28 protein-coding genes are annotated in these 23,347 nt (G+C 58.7%); 8 read left to right on the top strand and 20 right to left on the bottom strand.

Going from position 1 to position 23,347, the window contains the following annotated elements:
* Positions 1-107: 107 nt before the first annotated feature.
* The 7 genes from BW33_RS11075 to puuE all read right to left on the bottom strand — a co-directional run bounded on the left by BW33_RS11075 (position 108) and on the right by puuE (position 7,187).
* On the bottom strand, positions 108-893 hold the full coding sequence (locus BW33_RS11075; RefSeq protein ID WP_047598970.1) for an outer membrane protein OmpK: 786 nt from the start codon (positions 891-893) through the stop codon (positions 108-110).
* Between the two features lie 153 nt (positions 894-1,046).
* Positions 1,047-2,405 (bottom strand): nucleobase:cation symporter-2 family protein, encoded by a 1,359-nt coding sequence (locus BW33_RS11070; protein ID WP_047598968.1) that lies wholly within the window; start codon positions 2,403-2,405, stop codon positions 1,047-1,049.
* A 237-nt stretch (positions 2,406-2,642) separates the two neighbouring features.
* Positions 2,643-3,959, bottom strand: coding sequence for a urate hydroxylase PuuD (locus BW33_RS11065; protein WP_047598966.1), 1,317 nt, complete (start codon positions 3,957-3,959; stop codon positions 2,643-2,645).
* Positions 3,960-4,010: 51 nt separating this feature from the next.
* Positions 4,011-4,514: an ureidoglycolate lyase gene (locus tag BW33_RS11060; RefSeq protein WP_007960046.1), complete on the bottom strand. Its 504-nt coding sequence runs from the start codon at positions 4,512-4,514 to the stop codon at positions 4,011-4,013.
* A 151-nt stretch (positions 4,515-4,665) separates the two neighbouring features.
* Positions 4,666-5,661, bottom strand: a complete 996-nt coding sequence (alc, locus tag BW33_RS11055) for an allantoicase (RefSeq protein WP_047598963.1) — start codon at positions 5,659-5,661, stop codon at positions 4,666-4,668.
* Between the two features lie 87 nt (positions 5,662-5,748).
* Entirely contained in the window at positions 5,749-6,264 is a 516-nt protein-coding gene (gene uraD / locus BW33_RS11050; protein WP_047598960.1) for a 2-oxo-4-hydroxy-4-carboxy-5-ureidoimidazoline decarboxylase, read from the bottom strand.
* Complete coding sequence (gene puuE / locus BW33_RS11045) at positions 6,261-7,187, bottom strand: allantoinase PuuE (RefSeq protein ID WP_047598957.1); 927 nt, start codon at positions 7,185-7,187, stop codon at positions 6,261-6,263. Before puuE ends, uraD begins: the two co-directional genes overlap by 4 nt.
* Positions 7,188-7,608: 421 nt before the next feature.
* On the opposite strand from puuE, the gene uraH reads away from it, so the two are divergent.
* Positions 7,609-7,962, top strand: a complete 354-nt coding sequence (gene uraH, locus BW33_RS11040; protein ID WP_007913983.1) for a hydroxyisourate hydrolase — start codon at positions 7,609-7,611, stop codon at positions 7,960-7,962.
* Between the two features lie 182 nt (positions 7,963-8,144).
* Here the strand turns inward: uraH and BW33_RS11035 are convergent, their stop codons facing one another.
* The 3 genes from BW33_RS11035 to BW33_RS11025 form a co-directional block, all read right to left on the bottom strand.
* Positions 8,145-8,771 carry a LysE family translocator gene (locus BW33_RS11035; protein ID WP_047598954.1) on the bottom strand — a complete coding sequence of 209 codons (627 nt, stop codon included), beginning with the start codon at positions 8,769-8,771 and terminating at the stop codon, positions 8,145-8,147.
* 90 nt (positions 8,772-8,861) lie between these two features.
* On the bottom strand, positions 8,862-10,211 hold the full coding sequence (locus BW33_RS11030) for an NCS2 family permease (protein WP_047598953.1): 1,350 nt from the start codon (positions 10,209-10,211) through the stop codon (positions 8,862-8,864).
* Positions 10,212-10,498: 287 nt separating this feature from the next.
* On the bottom strand, positions 10,499-10,945 hold the full coding sequence (locus tag BW33_RS11025) for a MarR family winged helix-turn-helix transcriptional regulator (RefSeq protein ID WP_047599023.1): 447 nt from the start codon (positions 10,943-10,945) through the stop codon (positions 10,499-10,501).
* Between the two features lie 82 nt (positions 10,946-11,027).
* Between BW33_RS11025 and BW33_RS11020 the strand changes: the two genes are divergently transcribed.
* Positions 11,028-12,194: an aminotransferase-like domain-containing protein gene (locus tag BW33_RS11020; RefSeq protein ID WP_047598952.1), complete on the top strand. Its 1,167-nt coding sequence runs from the start codon at positions 11,028-11,030 to the stop codon at positions 12,192-12,194.
* A 159-nt stretch (positions 12,195-12,353) separates the two neighbouring features.
* Here BW33_RS11020 and BW33_RS11015 read toward each other — a convergent pair whose 3' ends face one another.
* From BW33_RS11015 to BW33_RS10975, 10 genes are all read right to left on the bottom strand, one after another.
* On the bottom strand, positions 12,354-12,725 hold the full coding sequence (locus BW33_RS11015; protein ID WP_047599022.1) for a glutathione S-transferase N-terminal domain-containing protein: 372 nt from the start codon (positions 12,723-12,725) through the stop codon (positions 12,354-12,356).
* 103 nt (positions 12,726-12,828) lie between these two features.
* Positions 12,829-13,374, bottom strand: coding sequence for a GTP cyclohydrolase I FolE (folE, locus tag BW33_RS11010; protein ID WP_010456659.1), 546 nt, complete (start codon positions 13,372-13,374; stop codon positions 12,829-12,831).
* Positions 13,375-13,396: 22 nt separating this feature from the next.
* Complete coding sequence (locus BW33_RS11005) at positions 13,397-14,545, bottom strand: site-specific integrase (protein ID WP_236645213.1); 1,149 nt, start codon at positions 14,543-14,545, stop codon at positions 13,397-13,399.
* The gene (locus BW33_RS30160; RefSeq protein WP_236645212.1) at positions 14,446-15,027 is read right to left on the bottom strand and encodes a hypothetical protein; all 582 of its coding nucleotides are present in this window, start codon (positions 15,025-15,027) and stop codon (positions 14,446-14,448) included. The genes BW33_RS11005 and BW33_RS30160 overlap by 100 nt, the downstream gene beginning before the upstream one ends.
* Positions 15,024-15,566 carry a phosphohydrolase gene (locus BW33_RS11000; protein WP_047598948.1) on the bottom strand — a complete coding sequence of 181 codons (543 nt, stop codon included), beginning with the start codon at positions 15,564-15,566 and terminating at the stop codon, positions 15,024-15,026. Before BW33_RS11000 ends, BW33_RS30160 begins: the two co-directional genes overlap by 4 nt.
* A complete protein-coding gene (locus tag BW33_RS10995) occupies positions 15,563-16,102 on the bottom strand; it encodes a hypothetical protein (protein ID WP_330217166.1) in 540 nt (179 codons plus the stop codon). Before BW33_RS10995 ends, BW33_RS11000 begins: the two co-directional genes overlap by 4 nt.
* A 72-nt stretch (positions 16,103-16,174) precedes the next feature.
* The gene (locus BW33_RS10990) at positions 16,175-16,495 is read right to left on the bottom strand and encodes a pyocin activator PrtN family protein (RefSeq protein WP_047598947.1); all 321 of its coding nucleotides are present in this window, start codon (positions 16,493-16,495) and stop codon (positions 16,175-16,177) included.
* A gap of 158 nt (positions 16,496-16,653) precedes the next feature.
* Positions 16,654-16,935 (bottom strand): phage antirepressor KilAC domain-containing protein, encoded by a 282-nt coding sequence (locus BW33_RS10985; RefSeq protein ID WP_047598944.1) that lies wholly within the window; start codon positions 16,933-16,935, stop codon positions 16,654-16,656.
* Between the two features lie 10 nt (positions 16,936-16,945).
* Complete coding sequence (locus tag BW33_RS10980; protein ID WP_047598943.1) at positions 16,946-17,536, bottom strand: hypothetical protein; 591 nt, start codon at positions 17,534-17,536, stop codon at positions 16,946-16,948.
* Positions 17,537-17,801: 265 nt separating this feature from the next.
* Positions 17,802-18,449: a LexA family protein gene (locus tag BW33_RS10975; protein WP_047598940.1), complete on the bottom strand. Its 648-nt coding sequence runs from the start codon at positions 18,447-18,449 to the stop codon at positions 17,802-17,804.
* 98 nt (positions 18,450-18,547) lie between these two features.
* Here BW33_RS10975 and BW33_RS10970 point away from each other — a divergent pair, with 98 nt between their 5' ends.
* The 6 genes from BW33_RS10970 (at position 18,548) to BW33_RS10945 (ending at position 23,279) form a co-directional block, all read left to right on the top strand.
* Entirely contained in the window at positions 18,548-18,781 is a 234-nt protein-coding gene (locus BW33_RS10970) for a hypothetical protein (protein WP_047598938.1), read from the top strand.
* Positions 18,782-19,111: 330 nt separating this feature from the next.
* Positions 19,112-19,630, top strand: a complete 519-nt coding sequence (locus tag BW33_RS10965) for a phage regulatory CII family protein (RefSeq protein ID WP_047598937.1) — start codon at positions 19,112-19,114, stop codon at positions 19,628-19,630.
* A complete protein-coding gene (locus BW33_RS28425) occupies positions 19,623-19,853 on the top strand; it encodes a TraR/DksA family transcriptional regulator (protein ID WP_047598936.1) in 231 nt (76 codons plus the stop codon). The genes BW33_RS10965 and BW33_RS28425 overlap by 8 nt, the downstream gene beginning before the upstream one ends.
* Entirely contained in the window at positions 19,843-22,062 is a 2,220-nt protein-coding gene (locus tag BW33_RS10955) for a VapE domain-containing protein (protein ID WP_047598934.1), read from the top strand. Before BW33_RS28425 ends, BW33_RS10955 begins: the two co-directional genes overlap by 11 nt.
* A complete protein-coding gene (locus tag BW33_RS10950; RefSeq protein WP_047598933.1) occupies positions 22,055-22,414 on the top strand; it encodes a PA0613 family protein in 360 nt (119 codons plus the stop codon). Before BW33_RS10955 ends, BW33_RS10950 begins: the two co-directional genes overlap by 8 nt.
* A gap of 526 nt (positions 22,415-22,940) precedes the next feature.
* Positions 22,941-23,279 carry a phage holin family protein gene (locus BW33_RS10945; protein ID WP_047598931.1) on the top strand — a complete coding sequence of 113 codons (339 nt, stop codon included), beginning with the start codon at positions 22,941-22,943 and terminating at the stop codon, positions 23,277-23,279.
* Positions 23,280-23,347: the final 68 nt, after the last annotated feature.

Raw genomic sequence — 23,347 nt, 5'->3', positions numbered from 1 at the left:
TTAGACCGAATTCAAGAGGCCGCGGAGAATACTGACTCCTCGGCCAGCTCTCAAGTGCCCCGCAACAGAGCACCGACGACAGGTATGGGGCACGGTTGCGGGCCATCTCAGAAGTGCACCTTTACCAGCAGGCTGGCGGTGTTCTGGTTGGTGTCGAGGTTGCGGCTGCTTTCGACGCCGTATTTGTTCTTCCAGTAGCTGTATTCGGTGCCGACATACAGCTGCTTGTGGCTCCAGCCGAGGGCTTTGCCGAGGTCGTATTTGATCTGCGGATTGATGTGCAGGTTGGCGTGGTAGGTGCCGCGCGAGTTCTGGTCGTTGTCGACGACCCAGTCCAGATAGCCGTCGATCAGCAGGTCGGAGTTGCCCAGCGGCACGCTGTACGACCAGCCCGGGGTAATCTGCCAGACGCCGTCGCCGGGGCGCGGGCCTTCGGTCTGGCGGCGGAAGATGTTCAGGGTCACGTAGTTGAAACCGGGCACTTTCAGGTCGAAGCCGGGGCCGATCAGGTAAGCCTCGCTGTCGCCTTCGCCGTACTCGTAGGTCATCGCCAGCAGCACGTCCTTGATCGGGCCGAACTCGAGCTTGCGGTCAAAGATCTTGCCGAACGAGAAGCGCGGGGTGAATTCGCCGTAGAAGGTGTGCGGGCCTTTGTTGCGGTCTTCCTGGCCGTTGTAGAAGATCTTGTCGACGAACAGGAAGTTGTCGCCGTACTTCCACTTGTCGGCATGTTCGAACGTCACCGTCTGCTGGATCGACGGGTTGATCGCGAAGTTCTTGCCGTACAGGTAGCTCAGGCTGTTGGTCTGCCACAGCAGTAAATCGCCGGCCATGGCCTGACTCGCGGCCAGCAGGCCGCCACTCAACAGAACGTTGGTTTGCGTGCGAATCATCGGTTGCTCCCTCTTGTTTTTATTGTTGAGGCGCAGAGCTTTTCCTGTAGGAGTGAGCCTGCTCGCGATAGCGTTCTTTCAATCAACTCATGTGTTGAATGTCATACCGCGATCGCGAGCAGGCTCACTCCTACAGGGGGATAAAGGGTTGCTTTAGTGCTGATGCGCGTGGCAGTCGTTGATCGCTGCGCGTTCGGCGCCGCCGAGGATGTTGAACAGCAGGTTCAGGGTCAGCGCGCTGAGCGTGGCCATGGCGATGCCGCTATGGGTGATCGGACTCATCCACAGCGGCAGATGCGCGAAGAACTCCGGACGCACCACCGGGATCAGGCCCATGCCGATGCTCACCGCTACCAGCAGTTGGTTGCGACGGTCACCGATATCGGCCTCCTGGAGAATCTTGATCCCGGTCGCAGCGACCATGCCGAACATCGCAATCGCCGCTCCACCCAGCACTGCCGGTGGAATCGATGCGACGAGGAACGCCGCTTTCGGCAGCAGGCTCAGCACGATCAGCAAACCGCCGGCAACGATGGTCACCGAACGGCAGCGCACGCCGGTCATCTGCACCAGGCCGATGTTCTGCGCGAACGAGGAGTGGGTGAAGGTGTTGAAGAAACCCGCCACAAACGAGGCGCCGGCATCGCACAGCAGGCCGCGACGCAGCATCCGTGGGCAGACTTCCTGACCGGTGATCTTGCCCAGCGCGAGGAACATCCCGGTGGACTCGACGAAGATGATCACTACCACCAGGCACATCGACAGGATTGGCGCCAGTTCGAATTTCGGCATGCCGAAGTGCAGCGGGGTGACGAACTGAACCCATGGCGCGCTGGCCATGCCGCTCAGGTCGACCATGCCGATCGCACCGCAGAGCACGTAGCCCAGGCACATGCCGATCAACACGGAAATATTGACCCAGAAGCCGCGCATGAAGCGGTGGATCAGCAGAATGGTCGCCAGTACCAGAGCGGCGATGGCCAGATAAATCGGCGAACCGAATTGCGCCGCAGCGGCACCGCCACCGGCCCAGTTAACGGCCACGGGGAACAGCGACAGACCGATCGAGGTGATGACCGTGCCAGTCACCAAAGGCGGGAAGAAACGTACGACCTTGGACATGAAGGGTGCGATGAGCATGCCGAAGAATCCGGCGGCGATGGTCGCGCCGAAGATCCCTTGCAGACCGATGCCGGGCATGCCGGCCATGGCGACCATGCTGCCAACCGCCGCGAAACTGGCGCCCATCATCACCGGCATGCGGATGCCCATCGGGCCGATGCCGAGCGACTGAACGATGGTGGCGATACCGGCGACCAGCAGGTCGGCGTTGATCAGGAAGGCAATTTCTTCACGACTCAGGCCAGCGGCCTGTCCGATGATCAACGGCACCGCGATGGCACCGCCGTACATCAGCAGAACATGTTGCAAACCGACCAGGATCAGTTGCAAAAGGGGCAAACGCTGAATGGCGGGTGCGTCGGGGATGCGCGCTTTGGACAGCTCGGACATGCAACACCTCGGATCTTTTTTATTCTTGTGATTGAACAGCTGCCGGGTGGCTCACAGCTGTCCTTTTGCATCATTCATATTTGTGGCTGCAGAGCTTGTTTGTGGCGAGGGAGCTTGCTCCCGCTGGACTGCGCAGCAGTCCCTGTTCTTCAGGCAAAGAGAGGGGCCGCTTCGCGACCCAGCGGGAGCAAGCTCCCTCGCCACAAAAGCCTGCTTTTACACAGGCTTTTGTCTGGCTTAGTTGGTCTGTGCTCCCTGCGCGATCCAGGCACCGATCAGGTCACGTTCCTGCTGGGTCATCTGAGTGATGTTGCCCAGTGGCATGATCTGTGTGGTGATGGCTTGCGCCTGGATCCGCGCCGCGTTCTGACGGATCTGCTCGGGGGTGTCGAACATCACACCGGCGGGCGCCGCGCTGAACAACGGGCTGGTCGGTTTGGCCGAATGGCAGACCGCGCAGCGTTCCTGGATCACGTTGTGCACCTTGTCGAACGCAGGACCTGCGTTGGATGCTTGCGCCGGTGCCGCAGCAGGGGCTGCTGCTGGCGCTGCAGGTGCCGCCGCTTCAGCCGGTTTCGCGCCACCGCCCAATGCCGTTTCCGGCAGCGGCTGGTACTCGATTTTCGCGGGTGCCTTGGCCACGTCCGGCGCGGTCGACATCGGCGCAGGGCCGGTGACGTAAGCCAGACTGATCATGCCCACCGCTGCCACGGGCAGGGTCCAGGCAAACTTGTGGCTGTCGTGACGGGTGTTGAAGTAGTGACGCACCAACACCGCCAACACCGCGATCCCGGCCAGGATCAACCAGTTGTACTGGCTGCCATAAGTGCTCGGGAAGTGGTTGCTGATCATGATGAACAGCACCGGCAGGGTGAAGTAGTTGTTGTGACGCGAACGCAGCAGGCCTTTGGCGGGCAGCGCCGGGTCCGGTGTGCGGTTCTCGGCGATGGCCGCGACCAGTGCACGCTGTGCCGGCATGATGATGCGGAACACGTTGCCGACCATGATGGTGCCGATGATCGCGCCGACGTGCAGGTACGCACCACGACCGCTGAACACCTTGCTGAAGCCATACGCCGCGCCGATGATCAGCACGAACAGGATGAAGCCGAGCAGGGCCGGTTTCTTGCCAAGGGCCGAGTCGCAGAGGAAGTCGTAGATGAACCAGCCGGCGATCAGCGAACCGATGCCGATGGCCACGCCTTCAGGGCCGGTCAGGCCGCTGCCGGGTGCCACGAGGTAGAGCACGGGATTGGAGTAGAACACCACGCACAGCAGCGCGATCCCCGACATCCAGGTGAAGTAGGCTTCCCATTTGAACCAGTGCAGGTTCTCCGGCATCGACGGCGGGGCCAGTTTGTATTTTTCCAGGTGATAGATACCGCCGCCGTGAATCGCCCACAGATCACCGGCCAGACCGGTTTTCGGGTTGACGCGGTTGAGGTTGTTCTCCAGCCAGACGAAGTAGAACGACGCGCCGATCCAGGCCACGCCAGTGATCATGTGAACCCAGCGCACGCTCAGGTTCAGCCATTCCAACAGATGTGCTTCCACAGTCTTTACCTCTCGCCTGTCACTCTTGTTGTCGAGTGATCAGACCTTCTCTTATTGGTGGGGGGCGAGGATCAAACGCTCATCCTCTTTGAAAAAATGCTCATCGCAGTTATTGCCTGTGCCACTGCGATCAACCACCAGGAAGTCATCCCGCTTTTCGATCGTCAGCACCGGGTGGTGCCAGACGCCGCGATGGTAATTGATGCCCTGCCTGCCGTTGGTGACGAAGGCGCGGACCAAGCCTGATACAGGTTCATCGCCAAGTGGCGCGACCACGATCAGAAAGGGGTTGCCGAGCAACGGAATGAAAGCCTGGCTGCCCAGCGGATGGCGTTCCAGCATGCTCACGGTCAGCGGCATGTCCTGCGCGTCGGCGCGGAAGATGCTGATGATCGCGTTGTCCTCAGGCGTAGCGGTTTCGACCGTCGCCAGTTTGTGGAAGCGCATGGTCGAACCGTTGTTGATCATGAAGTGGTCGCTGCCGTCGGTTTCGATCACGTCACCGAAGGGGGCGAAGGCTTCTTTGGTCAGCGGTTCAATCGTTAGTGTGCGCATGCTGTTCTTTTCCGAATTCTGTGTTGTTCAACTTGTCAGTGCGTCTTGCGCGATCCCTGTCGGAGCTGGCGAAGCCTGCGATCTTTTGACGTTGTTTTTTAAGATCAAGATCAAGAGATCGCAGCCTGCGGCAGCTCCTACAGGCTCAGCATTACTTCGCGACCTTGCCGAGAACGCGCAGGCGACTCACACCACCATCCGGGAACACGTTCAGACGGATGTGGGTGATCGGGCCCAGTGCCTTGATCTGCTCGACGAAGGTGTGTTCGGCGTGCATTTCCAGTTTCTGGCTCGGCAGCAGTTCACGCCAGAACAGCGACTGGGTTTCGATCTGGCTGTCGGTGCCGCCCTTGACGAACGCGCCCTGAATCGAGCAGGTGTCCGGGTAGTTGCCCTTGAAGTGCAGGGTGTCGACGATGATTTTTTCGATCTCGCCCGGGTGGCCCAGCGCGACGATCACCCAGTCATTGCCCGGGGTGCGACGACGTGCGGTTTCCCAGCCGTCGCCCATGTTGATGCCACGGCCCGGGTTGAGGATGTTGCTCATGCGGCCGAAGTGTTCGTCGGAGCAGGCGAGGGCGCGGCCACCGTTGAGGGCTGCAGCCAGATCGACTTGCTCGTTGTCGCCAACCGCCGACCAGTCGCGGAACGGGATGCCGTAAACGCGCAGACGGGCCACGCCGCCATCCGGGTAGATGTTGAAGCGCAGGTGGCTGAACGCTTTGTCGTTGCTGATTTCGTGGTAGTGGTGGCTGTTGCCTTGCAGCTCGACGGCCGACAGCACTTCAGTCCACTGGGTGTTTTCGTCCGGCTCGCCCGAGGCCAGGAAGCACGCTTCCAGCGAGGCCGATGGCGGGTAGTTGCCGGTGAAGAATGAAGTGTCGATGTCCACGCCTTTGATCGAACCCGGTACGCCCAGGCGGATCACCGCGCTGTCGTAGCCTTCAAAGCGCTTGCGGCGCGATTCCCAGCCGTCCATCCACTTGCCGTTGTCGTCGAACACACCCTCCTTCCACACGGCCGGGGTCGGCTGAAACAGACGATTGGCGTCTGCGAACCAGTCATCGGTGACCGAGATGATTTTGGTGCCCAGGCGGGCATCGGCCAGGTTGACGAACTTCTCGAAAGGTACGGCGTAAGCTTTCATTCTTCTTGTCTGCCTTTAATTAGTTGGCTTGGGATGCTTGCAGGGCCCTGGGCACTTCCGCGTTTGATGGTGCTCGGGCCAAGTTCGCTAGAGAGTCAGTAATCGGAACAGGGCGATCTTGTTGATCTCCGCCAGCGCGCATTTGAATTCGGTGTCGACCGAGTTGTGAATGCGCGTTTCGAACGCCGCGAGGATCTGATGCCGGTTGCTGCCTTTTACCGCCATGATGAAGGGAAACTTGAACTTGGCCTTGTAGGCGTCGTTCAGCTCGGTGAAGCGCTGGAACTCTTCGGCCGTGCATTGGTGAATACCGGCGCCAGCCTGTTCATGGGTGCTGGCTTCGGTCAACTGGCCCTGGACGGCGGCTTTGCCGGCCAGGTCCGGGTGAGCGTTGATCAGTGCCAGTTGACTGGCGTGATCGGCGCTCAACAGGATATCGCTCATGCGCTGGTGCAGGGTTTCGATCTCGTCGATCGACGCGTCCGCGCCCAGGTCGTAGGCCTTCTCGGCCACCCATGGCGAATGTTCGTAGATGTCGGCGAAGGCTTTGACGAAAGCGTCACGGCTCAGGGTCGACGGTTGCAGGGTTTGAAAGCGGCTCATCTGGCGGCCCCTTGGTACGGGTGGGTTTCGTGCCAGTGGCGCGCGATGTCGACGCGACGGCTGAACCACACCTGTTCATGACTTTTGGCGTATTCGATGAAGCGCTTGAGCGACGCCAGACGCGCCGGACGGCCGATCAGGCGGCAGTGCAGACCGATCGAAAGCATCTTCGGTGCTTCGGCACCTTCGGCGTAGAGCACGTCGAACGCGTCTTTGAGGTATTCGAAGAAATCGTCGCCCTTGTTGAAACCCTGCACCTGGGTGAAGCGCATGTCGTTGGTGTCGAGGGTGTAAGGGATCACCAGGTGCGGCTTGCCGGTCGGGTTGTTCGGTTCCCAGTAGGGCAGGTCGTCGTCGTAGGTGTCGCAGTCGTAGAGAAAACCGCCTTCTTCCATCACCAGGCGCCGGGTGTTCGGGCCGGTGCGGCCGGTGTACCAGCCCAGTGGGCGCTCGCCGGTAAGTTCGGTGAGGATGCGGATCGCTTCGAGCATGTGCTCGCGTTCCTGCGCTTCGTCCATGTACTGGTAGTCGATCCAGCGGTAGCCATGGCTGCAGATCTCGTGACCGGCTTCGACCATCGCGCGGATCACATCCGGGTGGCGCTGGGCGGCCATGGCCACGGCGAAGATGGTCAGCGGAATGTCGAATTCCTTGAACAGTTTCAGGATCCGCCAGACGCCGGCACGGCTGCCATACTCGTAAAGCGATTCCATGCTCATGTTGCGTGCGCCTTGCAGCGGTTGAGCAGCGACCATCTCGGAGAGGAAGGCTTCAGATTCTTTGTCGCCGTGCAGGATGTTGCGCTCGCCGCCTTCTTCGTAATTGAGCACGAAGGACAGCGCGATGCGCGCGTTGCCCGGCCAGTGTGGGTGAGGAGGGTTACTGCCGTAACCGATCAGGTCGCGTGGGTAGTCAGCGCTCACTGCAGTCTTCCTTCTTATTCGTTGACAGGTTTGTGTAACGGCCTGCACAGGCTGGCGTCACAGCGATGGGCTAATTGTATACAACTTTATTCGCAATTTGTAAGCCTGAATTTTCGCATTTTTCACCGACTGTCATCTTTTGCGGCTAATGGCGTAAACCTGCAAGAAACCTGCCTGATCAGTCAGCTAATGGATGTGAGGTTCAATAGTCAGGCGCTTGAGGGGCAGATCAGGGGTAAACACCCGAATGGCGGGGGTGAGGTGAAAAATGTCGTTTTTATTGTGTACAATTTTTTAGAAAAGTGTCTTAATCAGTCGCTCGCCGCAACTTTTCGTGCTCCGAATCGGTGCGGTCTCCTTTTTACCTGACTTCGGGAGGCGCGAAGTCTGACTGCTCCTTGCGGCCAGGCGCGCAGAATCAATGGGACGTTTGACAACACACGTTTTGGACGCTGCACACGGTTGCCCGGGCAGCTCGATCAAGGTCGAGCTGTACCGCGTTGAAGGTTCGCATCTGGAATTGGTCGCCAGTGCCGTTACCAACAGCGATGGCCGGGTCGACGCGCCGCTGCTGCAAGGCGATGACTACCGCACCGGGGTCTATCAGGTGCAGTTCCACGCCGGCGATTACTACCGTGCCCGTGGCGTGCAACTGCCGGAACCGGCGTTCCTCGACGTGGTGGTGCTGCGTTTCGGCATCTCTGCCGAGCAGGATCACTATCACGTACCACTGCTGATCTCGCCTTACAGCTATTCCACCTACCGGGGCAGCTGACCCCAAGCAGCTGCCCCCACCGGGAAGCGACTGCGCATATAGCTTCTTTGGTCTTTCGCCCGCTCACACTGCGGGCTTTTTTTCGCCTGCCTTAAAGTCAAAAGATCGCAGCCTTCGGCAGCTCCTACAGTTTGAAATGCAATCCCCTGTAGGAGCTGCCGCAGGCTGCGATCCTTTGCTCTTTAACGGCTCAACAGTGAAGCTGCGCCAGCACCACTGAACAATCCGGCACTCACCCGGTTGAACCAGCTCTGCCCCTTGCCGCTACGCAGATAACGCGCCGCACCATGCGCACCCAGCCCGTAAGCCAGTTTGCAGCACAGGTCGAGCACCACCCAGGTCGCGATCATGATCAATAACTGCGGCAGGAACGGCCGCTGTGCGCTGAGGAACTGCGGCAGAAACGCGGCGAAAAACAGAATGTCCTTCGGATTGCTCGCGCCCAATACAAACGCGCGGCCGAACAGTGTGCGGAAACGTGGCACCGGCGCGGCCTGCGGCACTTCGGCGCCTACCGACGGTTGACGCGATTGCTGCCAGCTCTGCCAGGCGAGGTAGAACAGGTAGAGTGCACCGACGATCTTCAAGGCGCTGAACAGTTGTTCCGAGGCCAGCAGCAGGGCGCCCAGCCCCAGCGCCGACGCACTTAGCAGGCAGATCGAAGCGATCACGCCGCCGAGAAACGCCGGGTAAGAGCGGCGCAAGCCGTAGTTCAGACTGTTGCTGATCATCAGCAATGACAGCGGCCCCGGAATCAGGATCACCACCAATGCAGCGCCGCTGAACAGCAGCCAGGTTTCCAGACTCATCACTTTTCTCCTTTTTTTGTTGTACTCAAGAATGTACAAAAGCCCCACCCGCGAGGGTGAGGCCGTTTTGACGCTTGAACCGCGTGACGCTTACAAGAAGATGAACTTGGCAATGAAGATCGCGCAGAGCACCCACAGGCTGACGGAAATTTCCTTGTACTTGCCGGTGCCGGCCTTCAACGCCACGTAGGTGATGAAGCCCAGCGCAATGCCGTCGGCGACCGAGAAGGTCAGCGGCATCATGATCGCGGTGACGATCGCCGGGATGGCGTCAGTGGCTTCATCCCATTCGATGTGCGCCATGCCGCCCATCATCAGCATCGCGACATAAATCAGCGCACCGGCGGTGGCGTAAGCCGGAATCATTCCAGCCAGCGGTGCGAAAAACATCGCGGCTATAAATAGCACACCCACGGTGACTGCGGTAAGACCAGTCCGACCACCAGCCGCTACGCCAGCGGCACTTTCCACATAACTGGTGACGGGAGGAACGCCGACCACCGCGCCGAAGACGCTGGAGGCGCTGTCGGCTTTCATCGCCCGGGAAAGGTTTTCGATACGCCCGTCAGCGTTGACCAGATTGGCGCGCTGGGCCACACCCATCAGGGTGCCGGCGGTGTCGAACATGTGCACGAAAAGGAACGCCAGCACCACGCTGATCATGCTGACGTTGAACACACCCGCGACGTTCATTGCCATGAAGGTCGGTGCCAGGCTTGGCGGGGTCGACATGATCCCTTCGTAGTGCACGATGCCCAGGCCCCAACCGGCCAGGGTCACGGTGATGATGCTGATCAGGATCGCGCCGAACACCTTGTGGTAGCTGAGGATCGCGATCATCAGGAAGCAGATCGCCGCCAGCAACGGGCCGGGTTCACGCAGGGAGCCGAGTTTGATCAGAGTGGCCGGGCTGTCGACAACGATGCCCGCAGTTTTCAGACCGATCAGCCCGAGGAACAGACCGACGCCGGCGCCCATCGCAAAGCGCAGGCTGACCGGGATGCTGTTGAGCAGCCATTCGCGAATCCGTGAGAAGGTCAGAATCATGAACAGCACACCGGAAACGAACACCGCACCGAGCGCGGTTTCCCAGTTGTAGCCCATGGTGCCGACCACGGTGTAAGTGAAGAAAGCGTTGAGCCCCATGCCCGGTGCCAGGCCCACCGGCCAGTTGGCGTACAGGCCCATCAGCAGGCAGCCGAGCGCGGCGGCGATGCAGGTGGCGACGAAGGCTGCACCGTGATCGATCCCGGCATCGGCCATGATGTTCGGGTTGACGAAAATGATGTAAGCCATGGTGATGAAGGTTGTCAGACCGGCAATCAGCTCGGTCTTCACCGTGGTGCCGTGCAAGCTGAGTTTGAAGAGGCGCTCCAGCACGCCTGTGCGTAAGGGCGGCGAGAGTTCCAGCGTCGATGCTTCGGATTTGCGGCTTTCCACAGCGAGTACTCCTCAAGAGTTTTATTGTTATTTCCAGGGCCGGACCCATGAGGGGTGGCAGCAGCCCTTTGAGGCATACGCGAATTTGTTGACCGTTAGGTCAGGAACTCGCACGCAGTGGATTATGCTTTTGTGTACAAATAAAGCAAATATTGTTTTTGGTTTTGTTTACGAAAGGTCAGGCGATAGGGATATAACGCCTGTGCGGGCCCCTTCGCGAGCAAGCTCGCTCCCACCTTTGAAATGCGTTCCACTGTGGGAGCCTGCTCGCGAAGAGGCCGCCCTATTCAATCGAGAGCTGTCTGGCTTTTTCCCAACGCCATATTCACCGCCAGCCACCCATTCACCGCCGCCTCCCCAGCCTCGGCAAATACCCGTTCGAGCAACTTCACCTGCTCACGCCGTAGCGCCTGCTCAAACTTCGTACCTTCCACGGTCAGCTCCAGCAGCCGCTTACGCTTGTCCGTCTCTGACGCAACGCTTTCCACCAGATGCATTTCCTGCAGCTGGCGCAACGGCATGTTCAGCGCCTGTTTGCTCACGCCGAGCAATCCCAGCAATTCCTTCACACTCAAATTTGGATAACGCGCGATGAAAAACACAATCCGCTGATGCACCCGGGACAGACCGCGCCGCTCGAGCATTTCATCGGCCTTGGCGGTGAACGCCTGATAGCCGAAGAAAAACGCTTCCATCGCCTGTTGCTGGCTGGCGGGGTTTTTAAGGTCAAGCATGTTGACGTACTCGCTCAAGGTGTCGTAGTTTCAGTCAACCAGTTTGACTCATTTTTCCCAAGCCTCGCTACCGGTGACTCCCATGGCTTTTTCCGAACGTGTCTCGCGCCTTAAAAGTTCTCTGATCCGTGAAATCCTCGCCGCCGCCCAGCGCCCGGAGGTGATGTCGTTTGCCGGTGGCCTGCCGGCCGAAGCCATGCTGCCGAAAGTCGAATGGGCCGACATGCCGCTGTCTCTCGGCCAATACGGCATGAGCGAGGGCGAGCCGGCGCTGCGTGAAGCGCTGGCGGCGCAGGCGCGGGCGTTGGGTCTGGAGTGCACGGCGAGTCAGGTGCTGGTGGTCAGCGGTTCCCAGCAGACCCTGGATCTGGCGGCCAAGTTGTACATCGACCAAGGCACCGAAATTCTTCTGGAAGCGCCGACCTACCTGGCCGCGCTGCAGATCTTCCAACTGTTCGGCGCCGATTGCCTGACTGTGCCGCAAGAGGCCGACGGCCCGAATCTGGCCCAGCTGCGCAGTCGTCTTGAGCAGCACCGACCTGCGTTCATTTACCTGATCCCGACATTCCAGAATCCATCTGCCGTGCGCTACAGCGAAGCCAAGCGCGCGGCCGTCGCCGCATTGCTGGATGAATTCGGCGTGACCCTGATCGAAGACGAGCCGTACCGCGAACTGACTTTCGATGGCGGCAGCGCCAAACCGATTGCCGGGCGTCTGCAGAAAGCCAGTTGGATCTACACCGGCACCGTGTCGAAAACCTTGCTGCCGGGTTTGCGCGTCGGTTACCTGATCGCCAGCCCGGATCTGTTTCCGCATTTGCTCAAGCTCAAGCAATCGGCGGATCTGCACACCAACCGCATCGGCCAGTGGCAGGCGCTGCAATGGATCGGCAGTGAAAAATATCAGCAGCACCTGAGCGAACTGCGCAGTTTCTACCGGCAGCGCCGCGATGCTTTCCAGTCAGCGCTGGAAACGCACTTTTGCGACCTGGCCGATTGGAACGTGCCGCAGGGCGGGCTGTTTTTCTGGCTGACGCTGAAGCAACCGCTGGATACGCGGACGTTGCTCAGCGAGGCGCTGGCCAATGACGTGGCGTTCATGCCGGGCGAGCCGTTCTTTCCCGAACCGGATAAAAACCTTGGGCACCTGCGTTTGAATTTCAGTCACATCGACCCGGCGCGGCTGGATGAAGGATTGAAGCGACTGGCGGCGGTGGTGCGTCAGGCGCAGATAAATCAAGCGGCGTGAAAACAAAAAAACCGGCTCGAGGGCCGGTTTATTTTTGTCTGGGATTTAGGCTGCCCTCAAGTGCCTCATCGCGAGCAGGCTCACTCCTACAGGAGAACGCATTCCAATTGTAGGAGTGAGCCTGCTCGCGATAGGACCTTCAAATGCACCCAAAAAATCTCAGATAGCCGCGAAACGCTTATCCAGATAATCAATGATCACCTTGGACTCATACATCCACGTCGTCCGCCCATTCTCTTCAATGCGCAGGCACGGCACCTTGATCTTGCCGCCCTGGTCCAGCAGGGTCTGGCGATCCTGTTCGTTGTTCTTCGCGTCCTTCAGCGCGACCGGCACATTCAGGCGACGCAGGGTGCGGCGGGTTTTCACGCAGAACGGGCAAGCGTGGAACTGATACAGGGTCAGGCCTTTGGCGGCGGCGTTGACTTGCGCCTGTACCTCGGCCGGACGCTGTTTCTTGCCCGGGCGGGTGATGAAGTCGATGAAGATGATCAGTTGGCCAAGGCCGACACGAAGCGCTTTTACGAACACGTTGAAAGCCTCACGGTGCAAAGAGAGAAGGGCGCGCAGCTTACCCGATTTTTCACGGACGAAAAAAAACCGGCGATCAACGCCGGTTTTTTTCTGCAGCCGATTACTTGATCAGGCTGAGGAACTCGCTGCGAGTCGCCGCGTTTTCGCGGAACTCACCGAGCATCACCGAAGTGATCATCGACGAATTCTGTTTCTCGACACCGCGCATCATCATGCACATGTGCTTGGCCTCGATCACCACGGCCACGCCCAGCGCGCCGGTGACTTGCTGCACCGCATCGGCGATCTGGCGGCTGAGGTTTTCCTGGATCTGCAGGCGGCGGGCGTACATGTCGACGATCCGCGCGACCTTCGACAGGCCCAGCACCTTGCCGCTCGGGATGTACGCGACGTGCGCCTTGCCGATGAACGGCAGCAGGTGGTGTTCGCACAACGAGTACAGCTCGATGTCCTTGACCAGCACCATTTCGCTGTTGTCGGAGCTGAACAGGGCACCGTTGGTGACCTCTTCGAGCGTCTGTTCATAACCGCGGCAGAGGTACTGCATGGCTTTGGCGGCACGCTTTGGCGTGTCGAGCAGGCCCTCGCGGGAGACGTCCTCGCCCAATTGGCCGAGAATCGCGGTGTAGTTCTGTTCCAGTGTCACAGGGGCTGATTCCATAAGGGTTTCAGAGGGGTACTGTTTCAGTCTGTACCAATTTTGTACCAATCAAGCTGTTTTCGAGCTTACCGAGTTCACCCCAGTCAGTGCTGGAATTGATCCATCGGGCGTAAGTCGATAGCAACATCTGAACGCTATGACCGAGCTGAGTGGCAATAAACGCAGGGTTCATACCCGCCATGAGGCACATGGTAGCGTATGTGTGTCGGCAGTTGTATTGCCGGCGGGCGCGAATCCCCAATTCGCTCAATGCAGCCTGGAAGTGTTTGTCGGTCACGCTCGATTGTTGAATGAACTCGAAGTTCTTGGTTGGCGGGAACACGTAGGGCGATTCGGCGCGTTTACGACGGCTCTGCAGGGCGCGTTGTTGCGCCTCCAGCTCGGCCTGCTCGAGGGCTTGCAGCGCGCGGCTATTGAGCATGACCTGTCGCACGTTCCGGGTTTTGGTGCGCTCCTCGATCTTGTAGTCCGCGACGATCCGACACACGTTGACCAGTCGCTTTTCCTTGTCGACCTCTTCCCAACGCAGCGCCGCAATCTCGCTGGGGCGCATGCCGGTGTAGAAGGCGAACTCGAAGTACGCCGCGTAGATCCGCATCGAATGGGTCAGCGACTTATATAGGTGATCAATGATCTGGTTGGCCTCGCCAACCGTGAACGGATCGATGGGCTTTTTTGCCTTTACCGGCAGCTCGATGGATTCCACGGGGTTACGGTTGATCAGGCCATCTTTTACCGCGGTACCAAACACTGTGGTCAGGCGCTGGATCGCCGCGCGCTTCACACCCGGCGTCGGCCATTCGGTATTGGCCACCACCTTGCGCAGCATCACCGATGTGATGCTGTCGATGGGCAGCATTGCCAGATACGGCATCCAGTACAGATTGAGCGAGCCGAGGTAGTTCTTGCGTGTCCCGGCCACGATCTCGCGACTGTTGAGCCACTCCTGGGCGTACTCCCCGAAGCGGGGAGTCGCCGAGTAGTTGGCATAGGTGGAGTTGGGGAACAGTTCGGCATAGCGCTGATCATCCAGAACGCCGTGCTTGATCAGGCTGGTTACGTTAGCGCGTAGGTCGGCGGCAGCCTTAATCCCCTTCGGCGTTTGGGGATAGGGGAGGGTTTCGCAACGGCGCTGCCCGTTCCAGGTGAAGCGAATGCGGACGGACTGTCCAGCAAATTCAACTCCGGTGGGCAATCCCATTGGCTCTCGAGCCATGCTTCGTATCTCCTTAGGCTGTAGTAAATGCGGCTATCGATGCTGTTCCAAACCCCTTTCGGTATGACGCCTCTCGCGCGCTTGCCTTGTAATGCCCGGCGGGTGGTACCGACCAGTTCGGCCATCTTGTCTTCTGGAATCTTGTCGAGGTGATAGGTTGGCAACGATGGCTCTGCCGCCTCATCACATTGCGTATACCCCTCGACAAGCTGCGCGGGCGAGCGTTTCTGAGCGTTCAGCGTCGCATTATGGATGGCTGCCTCGCGCAGCTTTTCGTGGGGTATCAGACCCTCGGCAGTGCTGCTGTAAGAGGCAATAATGCGTGCTGCTGCGCAGCAGCTGTTGTTTACAGGCGTGGCGATCCCGTTGTTTATGCGGAGCAAAGCGGGCAGAGTCTCGGTGGTGTTCTGTACGTTTCTCATGCCGCTTTCCTCCGGTGCTCGATAGCGAGTTGATCCATCAGGCGCTGCTGGTACGTGAGTCGCGCCTCGTTAGGTGACCAAGGGCGAATGGTTTCGGCAGCAGGTTCGATGCCTACTAGACAATCCCAGCTAGCCGAATCGGTTGGCATGAGGTCGCGGCGCTCGGTGGCCAGTGCTATCAGGTCGGCCTGTCGCACAGTTGCAGGCAGTTCGGTGTCGAGCTTGAACCGGGTGCATATGCGCTCCCAGATCCATTCCTCGACGTCCTGATAAGCAGCCATCCACTGCTTTAGTGGGCGCACCATGTCGCCGACGTAGGCTTCTGTTCCGTCGTGCAACAGGGCAGCCAGTTTGTCTTCCTCTGGCACCAGATCGGCTACCAGGCAGCAGTGTTGCGCCACGCTATAGAACTCGCGGGTGTGGCCGTTGAATCGGCACAGATTGGCGAGCGAATGAGCAATGTCTCGCGGGTCGATCAGTTCGACGTATGGGTCGTAAAGGTCGAACTGCTTGCCGGTGAAGGTGAGGATCCAGCTCATGCTGCACCACCAATTGCTGCGTGTGCGGTTTCGTCTTGAGATAGCTGCTGGAAAAAAAGAGCAGCTTTTTCTGCATCTTCCTTGCAGAGAGAAATGCGAGGAGACACCTTTTCTACCTTTGCACGGCCTGCTATTTCGGCGGGTTTCAGTAATTCGGCCATGGCGAGCGCCTCGTCGCGCAGGGCGCGGGTTTCGCGTTCCAATTTTTTCCCGGTGCGGAAGGCAGCGAAAGTCTCAGCGGCAATGCGGAGCTTTTCGGCGATCTCGAGCAGCGACTGGCGTTCGGGATCGCCGAGTGTCAACGCTTTCTGCAGGCGTTTGCTGAATTGCGCCAAGTGAGCGTGGTCGGCCTTGATGAAGTCGAGGGAGGCCCTTAACTCGCGAATGGTCTTGGCGCTTTCGGCGCGCAGGATGTCGTCACTTTGTTTCATGCCAGCGGAAATACCGTCGGTACGGCCAATGAAGTATCCAGCCCAGACCAACAGGCCGGCCAGAGTGATTAGGGCGATGAGTGCGCAGATTTGAATTGCTGTCATTTGGTTTGCTCCTAGGTTCGCTTGGCTGGTGGTGGCAGCCAAATAGGGGTGTCGCTTGATCTCGAGTGGGTATTACGCTTCCGGCTTGTCGTCTAGCGGTCGTTGCATCTCTTCATCAGCCTTGTAGGCGCGGATATCAATCAGAGCCGCGACGTGCTTGATGTGGGCATACCTCAATGCTTTTCCGCTTTCGTCGATAGTGGTCACGGGAATTTGTATCCGACGGCTATTGATCGCTTCTGTGAACGTCTTTTCGTTGAGGTTCTTGAAGTAGTGGACACGCAGCTTTTCAAGTGGAATGAGTACGTCGCCGAAAAGACGGTAAAGCATGTCAACGGTGCAGTTATCAGGCGCTGGAAGCAGTCGCAGCGGTGTTTGGTTCGCGTTGTTCATGGGGCTATTGAGCCTCCTTGCGTTTGGATCGTGATGGGTGGTTCCAGGCGTTCAGGCAATGGCGTTTGGTCAATTCCCGCAGATGTTCGGGCACCTCCTGGAGCGCGGCATTGCGCTCCTCACGTGTCCGCATTGCGATGATCTGGCGGGCGTACTCCCTAGGCCACGTCACGGCGGTCTGCCGGGATAGCAGGCAAGTCGATGTCCAACTGCTCGGCCAGCCAGCGAAGGCCGGACTGGGTTACCCGGGTCGACTGGCTGTACTGCATGCCGTACTTCTCGTCGTACCAGGGGCTGACATTGATCCGCAGGTAGGCTTTGTCGCGCTCCGGGGCCGCCGGCAGGTTTCCCTTGAGCAAACCCTTTTCGCGCATGCGGGCGATGAGCTTCGGCCGGGTCAGGCCGAGATGAGCGGCTGTTTGGGCGAGGGTACGTTCCATGTCTCCCTCCTTAAGCCGCATGTGCAGCAGGAGTGGCCGCTGCAGCAATTTGGCTGATGGATTCACTGACCTTGCCGTATATCTCGACGTCGGTACCGCAAGCGGTAAAACACCGGGTGCGCGGGCTCTTTTTGCCGATGCTGAGGATGGCGGTGATGCAGGAGAGAGTGTGCGGGCGATGAACAGCCACGTGCAGTGGCAGATCGAAGCCCATGTCGAGGCTAAGCACGCCGCCGGTACGAATTAGCTCGAATACCCGCTGCTTGTCCTGGACGTCGAAGCGTCCGTATTGGCGATCGGCATGCGCGCTATGCACCGGGTCGCTGGTGCTGCTCGGATCAAGCGGGCCGTTGGCAATCTCTTCGATGAAGTCGGCCAGCTTGAGGTGCATCTTCTTGTCGTTCGGCAGGGTCAGCGTGTGGCGTTCACTGCCCAGCTCGATGACAAAAGTGCTTTCCAATGTGCCGCGTTCGGCCTTTAGACGGAATGCCAGGCACTCGCGCTTCGGTGCTGTACGCAGGACGTGGTTGAAGGTCTCGGTCAGATTGACCTGGGCATTGAGCAACTGCAGGGTACGGTTGTCGATCTTGTACTTGATCATGCCGCGTGCCCTCCGCCGTTCGGATTGACAGGAGAGGGCTGGCAGGACTTGGCGACAAGCTTGGGTTTGCAGTTATGAATGACGACCAGGCGGCCCGTGGCGAGCTGCAGCTGCTCGATCATTTTTTTGTTGCTGACGCACGCCGGGTGAACGTGGAGGGTAGCGCTAGGTAGCATGGGTGAAGCCTCGCTCTATGGTGGAGAGTGAGGCAATATTAACCCTAAAGGTTATTTGGTCAAGAAAAAGTAACCTTCAGGGTTAATTTTCAAAGGTCGGAAATTTTCCACCTAGCTCGGCCGCATATGTTCCATTCTTCAGTCATTCGAATTATGCGTTCCGGCCAATCAGGATTGACTGCATAGAGATAACGTTCGCTACCCTCTTGTCTGAGTTGCTTGAGTGTTGCTGCTTCATCTCTAACTCGCTTAGCTGCAACAAAATGGCCTGGTAAAGCTTCGAGGGATGGATCGATCACGATCTTGTCACCCTCCATAAACTTTGGCTCCATGCTCACACCTTCAACTCTAAGAATGAATGCGCTTGGGCCCACTGGTCCCGGAGCATCAATCCATTCCTCCGCATCTCTTGGATCAAAACTCCCTTGACCCTCGCACCATGAACCCGCAGCAATGGAGCCTATAACGGGAAGCTTACGTCCTGTATGGCTTAGCACAGTAGCGTTATTGAACTCACCAACACCGTATGGCATGTCGAGGTAACCCTCGTGCAAGTTCAGAGCTTTTTCGAGCTCGCGTGCAATCTGGTCACCAATTCCTTTCGTAGGATTCTTCCCTCCGAAAGCACTGACCTGCGCAGGCGCTTTGCCTAGGCGCTCAGCTACGTCCGTCAAGCGAAGATTCCGCTCAGCGATGATTCGTCGAAAGTTGTGAAGCCGGGTATCTGAAATTTTCATGTGATGATTTTGGCTTCATTAACCTTTGAGGTGAATGTCTCCACAGGTATTGCAAAAAATAACCTCAAAGGTTAATTTAGCGCTCGGAGGATTACTCAATGAACCTGCGTGATTACATCAGCAACATGGATAAGGAAAAACTAAAGGCCTATGCGAAGCGCTGCCGTATAGCTGATAGCTACCTTCGATTACACGTGAAATATGCGAGCAAAGATCCAAGCGTTTCTCTAATCAAGTCATTGGCCCGCGAAAGTGATGGCTGCGTGACGATCTCAGAAGTACTTGAACACTTTGGGATCATGGACGATGTCTCGCCGAGCGAAGCAGCATAGTTAGAAAAAAGGCGACCCAAAGGTCGCCCAGTTCCTCCCGACACGCACCACCACAGCGCTGTCGGGCCGCGTTAAGAGTAGGGGGCAAACCAAATGCAAACCACCCACTCTTCTCGCGTTTTCCAAGGCTCGGAAGCTTTGGTGTTGCTGCCTTTTCCACCACAGAGCTGGCAGCTGTTCCGCTAGGGGTGAACAACGGATTGTTCGCCCCAGCACGGTGCCGGTGTTGGTCTATGAAACCTCGCCGGCGTTTGGGCACTTACACGCCACACGACAAATGTACCACCACTCCCTGTCGTGCGGCACTGGCAACATTCAAGGATTAATGCCATGAGCCGAATCGCTCTGAGTTCCGTAGATCGGGCCCAGCGGGAAGTCCTGCCGCTCGATTTAGCGCTGTACCACGCCGCTCGCGAATACCCAGGCGGCGCTGCGGCCATCGCCGCCACGACCGGTCGCAACCCGACCACGCTGCAGCACAAGCTGTCGCCGACCCACCCGAGCCACTCCATCAACATTCAGGAGTTCGGCGAGATCCTCGAACTTACCAAAGATCGCCGCATTCTCGATGCGGTGCATGCATTGGTCGGCGACACGGTCTGGCAGGAGTTGGCCGACACCTACACCAACGACATGCCTGAAACCCTCACGACTGGTATCGCCGAGTACTTTCGGCAGGTTGCGGATCTCGCCGATACCTGGGCCAAGAGCATCGGCGACGGCGTCGTCACCGATCAGGAACTCGCCGCGATTCGTCTGCAGGTGTTCCGGGGTATTCAAGGGCTGCTCGGGTTGTTCAACCGCGCCACCTATGTCAATCAGACGACGCGAGGTGCTGACCGTGGCTGACATCGCAGACTTTGCTAATGATCTCGTCCAAGAGCGTGTCGACCAAGCGCTCGCAGCACGTCGCATCGCCGCCAAACCTGCATTGACGGCGCACTCTTATCTGTTCTGTGAAGAGTGCGAAGATCCGATTCCAGAGGCACGTCGTGTCGCGCAACCAGGCTGCACCCATTGTGTGGACTGTCTTTCGCTCTCGGAATTGAAGGGAGCTCGTCATGCTCGATGAAGTTTTGGCGCAGTTCGCGGATTACGGCCTTGTACCAGCGCAACCGCTGGTGTTCGGCAAGCTCACCCGGTGCAAGACGGCGCAGGATAAGGGTACCGAGAAAAACGGCTGGTACGTCGCCCATGAACACCGCACCGAGAAAGGTGAGACGCTGATTTTCGGTTCATTCGGCGATTGGCGTTCGGGTGAGACGCAGAAGATCAAGGTCAAGGCCGGCCGGATGTCACCCGAAGAACGCGAAGTGATGCGCGCTCGGCAGGAAGAGGGCAAGCGTCGTGCTGCTGAGGTTGCGGCAAATGCGGCGCGCCGGGCGGCGAAGCGAGCGGATGCCTTATTCCAGCGGATGCCAGAGAAAGGCCGCAGCGAGTACCTGGACCGCAAGCAAATTGTTGGTATCCGGGTCCGATACGCGCCGCGTTCCGGGGCAGTCTTGGTCCCCATGAGCAATGCGCGGGACGACATCGTCGGGCTTCAGGTGATTTACCCGAACAAACAGGAAGACACTGGCCGGGACAAGACGTATTGGCCTTACGGGATGTCGAAAGAGGGGGCTTTCCACCTCCTAGGACCGGACGCCGATCCGGGCGATCCCGTGCTGGTGTGTGAAGGCTACGCGACTGGCGCCAGCCTGCACATGGCGACCTCGCTTACCGTCGCCGTAGCATTCGATGCGGGTAACTTGCTTGCGGTCTGTAAGGCCATGCGTGAGCGGTTCGCGGGCTGTCCGCTGATCATTTGCCGCGATGATGACTGGAAAACTACCAAGCCGAACGGTGATGCCTGGAACCCTGGTGAAGAAAAGGCCAATAACGCGGCACTGATCGTCGGTGGCCAGGTGGTTGCACCAATCTTTTCCGGTGAGCGCGGTGATAAATGGACCGACTTCAACGATTTGCACGTCGCAGAGGGGCTGGAGGCGGTGCGCCGTCAAGTGTTGGCGGTGGTTAAGCCGCCGGCCGCAGGCGGGTGGAAAGATCTCCTGGCCCGTAGTGACAGCGGCGCACTGATTGCACACATGCAAAACGTTGAATTGATCCTCGCCAATGATCCTCGCTGGGCCGGAGTCATCAGTTTCAGCGCGTTCAGTTCGAAGATCGTCAAGCTACGTGCAGCGCCTTATGGCGGGGGTACGGGCGACTGGGCTGACATTGATGATGTGCGGGTAATGAAATGGCTCGCGCAACATTACAACCTGCGGGTCAAAGCGTCACATGTGATCGAGGCGGTGAGTGTCGTGGCGCATGACCACGAGTTTCACCCAGTGCGGCAATACCTAAAAAAGCTGGAATGGGATCGTGTGCCGCGTCTGGAAAGCTGGTTGACGGACGTCATGGGCGTTAGGGCTTCTGCTTACTCGTCCAAGGTTGGCAAGCGCTGGATGATTTCGGCTGTAGCGCGGGTTATGAAACCGGGCTGCAAGGCTGACTCGGTGATGATCCTCGAAGGTGCGCAGGGTGCTGGTAAATCGACGGCGATGAGCATTCTCGGCGGTGAATGGTTCATGGACACACCGTTCGCCCTGGGCGACAAAGACGGTTTTCAGGCGATCCGGGGAAAGTGGATCGTCGAACTTGGCGAGCTGGACAGCTTCAACAAAGCGGAAAGTACAAAGGCCAAACAGTTTTTCTCGGCGTCCACCGATACCTACCGCGAGAGTTACGGCCGTCGCACCATGGACGTGCCGCGTCAGTGCGTATTTGTCGGCACCACCAACCAAGAGGAATACCTGAAGGATGCCACTGGTAACCGGAGGTATTGGCCGGTGGCCTGTACCAAGGTAGACCTTGAGCTGTTGCGCTCCATTCGCGATCAACTGTGGGCCGAGGCCGTGTTTTGTTATGACGCGGGCGACCTCTGGTGGGTGACTCGGGATGAGGCGACATTGTTCGCCGAGGAGCAGGACGAGCGTTTCGTGGTGGACGAATGGGAGACGCCGATCCTGACTTGGCTTGAAGAGTCGCAGATCGGCGAGACCACCACCGGCAGCGAGATTCTGACGCAAGCACTCAAGCTCGATCCGGGGCATTGGGGCAAACCGGAGCAGATGCGGGTCGGTGCGATTCTGCACCGGCTAGGTTGGAGTCGTTACCGGCTCGGTGCGATGACCAAGAGTCGGATTCGTTTGTGGGGTTACAAGAAACCTGAGGGCTGGGGCAAGACGTCTGCTTTGGAACAATCTGCTTTCGAGGAGCCATGCTTCGATGATTAAGGAGATTGATTCGTTGCTGAAGAAGTGGGCTCAGGAGCTGCACTCCGATCATTCGAAAGGGGGGCTGGCAGGTGGCAACATGGTCGCGATGATGATGGAAAGCAATGGCCAGTTGATCCGTGGGCGGCGTGCATTCCGTGCGCCGTTGGAGAGCTCGTTAGATATCGAGCTGATCGTGAACAAGCACCTCGCGCCCGAGCTTGTGACGGTGGTGCGAGAGCACTACTGCACCCTCGATGTCGGCATGCGCTTGCGATATGCGCACTGCGGCTGCGGTCGTGACACTTATTATCAGCGCCTGCATGACGCACACCTGCAGATTCTTGGAGTCATGATGGGGGTGGCTGCTTGACCCCAGGCACGGCTCCGGCAGTTGCTGTCCCACCGGCCCGCCTTGTCCCACTATGTTTTGACGTAGTGGGACAGGTGCGGGCCTTGTCTTTACTGGGTTGTCCCACCGTCCCACCTTTCAGCGTCACCCGCCCGCATATGCGTAGCAGGCACATTGCACGCGCGTTTCACGCGCAAGCGTGTTCTTAAATTTCTCCCTTTACACGAGAAAGGAGATAAATAAGTAGGACGGTAGGGCGAAGCCCCGAATCTAGGCGCTCTCAGGCGTCCCACTTCGATTTTGAGAGGTGGGACGTATGGGACGCCGAATCAAAAGCGATAGCCGAGTGAATACGTTGTACCCCTGTCGCACCTGCGTCGTACCCATATTGCACCCGTATTGTTCCATGGCATTAAAACTCGCTTGCTGCCACCGGAATCGCCCTGTAAAAAGTACCCATCTTCGATAGGTGCGACCGCAGATAGCGGCAGTCACCACACCACCAAGCCCGGCCATTGCGCCGGGTTTTTGCGTTTAGGGGTTGGCGATGACAAACGAGCAACAAGCGCTGGCAGAGATGCCGATCTGGTTAGTGATCGTCCTGGCCCTGGTCGGCGGCGTATCGGGAGAGATGTGGCGAGCCGACAAAGATGGGGCGCGGGGCTGGGCGTTGTTGCGCCGCCTCGCGCTTCGGTCTGGTGCCTGCATTGTCTGCGGAGTGTCGGCGATGATGCTGATGATCGCGGCGGGCATGACGATCTGGACGGCAGGCGCCTTGGGTTGCCTGACGGCGATGGCCGGTGCCGATGTGGCCATCGGGTTGTACGAACGCTGGGCCGCCAAGCGGCTGGGCGTTTCGGAGTCGACATCGGTCGACCGCAGCTAGGTCGGCGGCCGGGTGGGGGGCGCCATTTTTCCGGGTCCTCCCTGAGGGCCGCCCCCTACACGGGTTAG

This window comes from Pseudomonas sp. RIT288, from assembly GCF_000631985.1.
GTDB lineage: Bacteria > Pseudomonadota > Gammaproteobacteria > Pseudomonadales > Pseudomonadaceae > Aquipseudomonas.
This window is presented reverse-complemented; position numbering and strand designations above follow the sequence as displayed.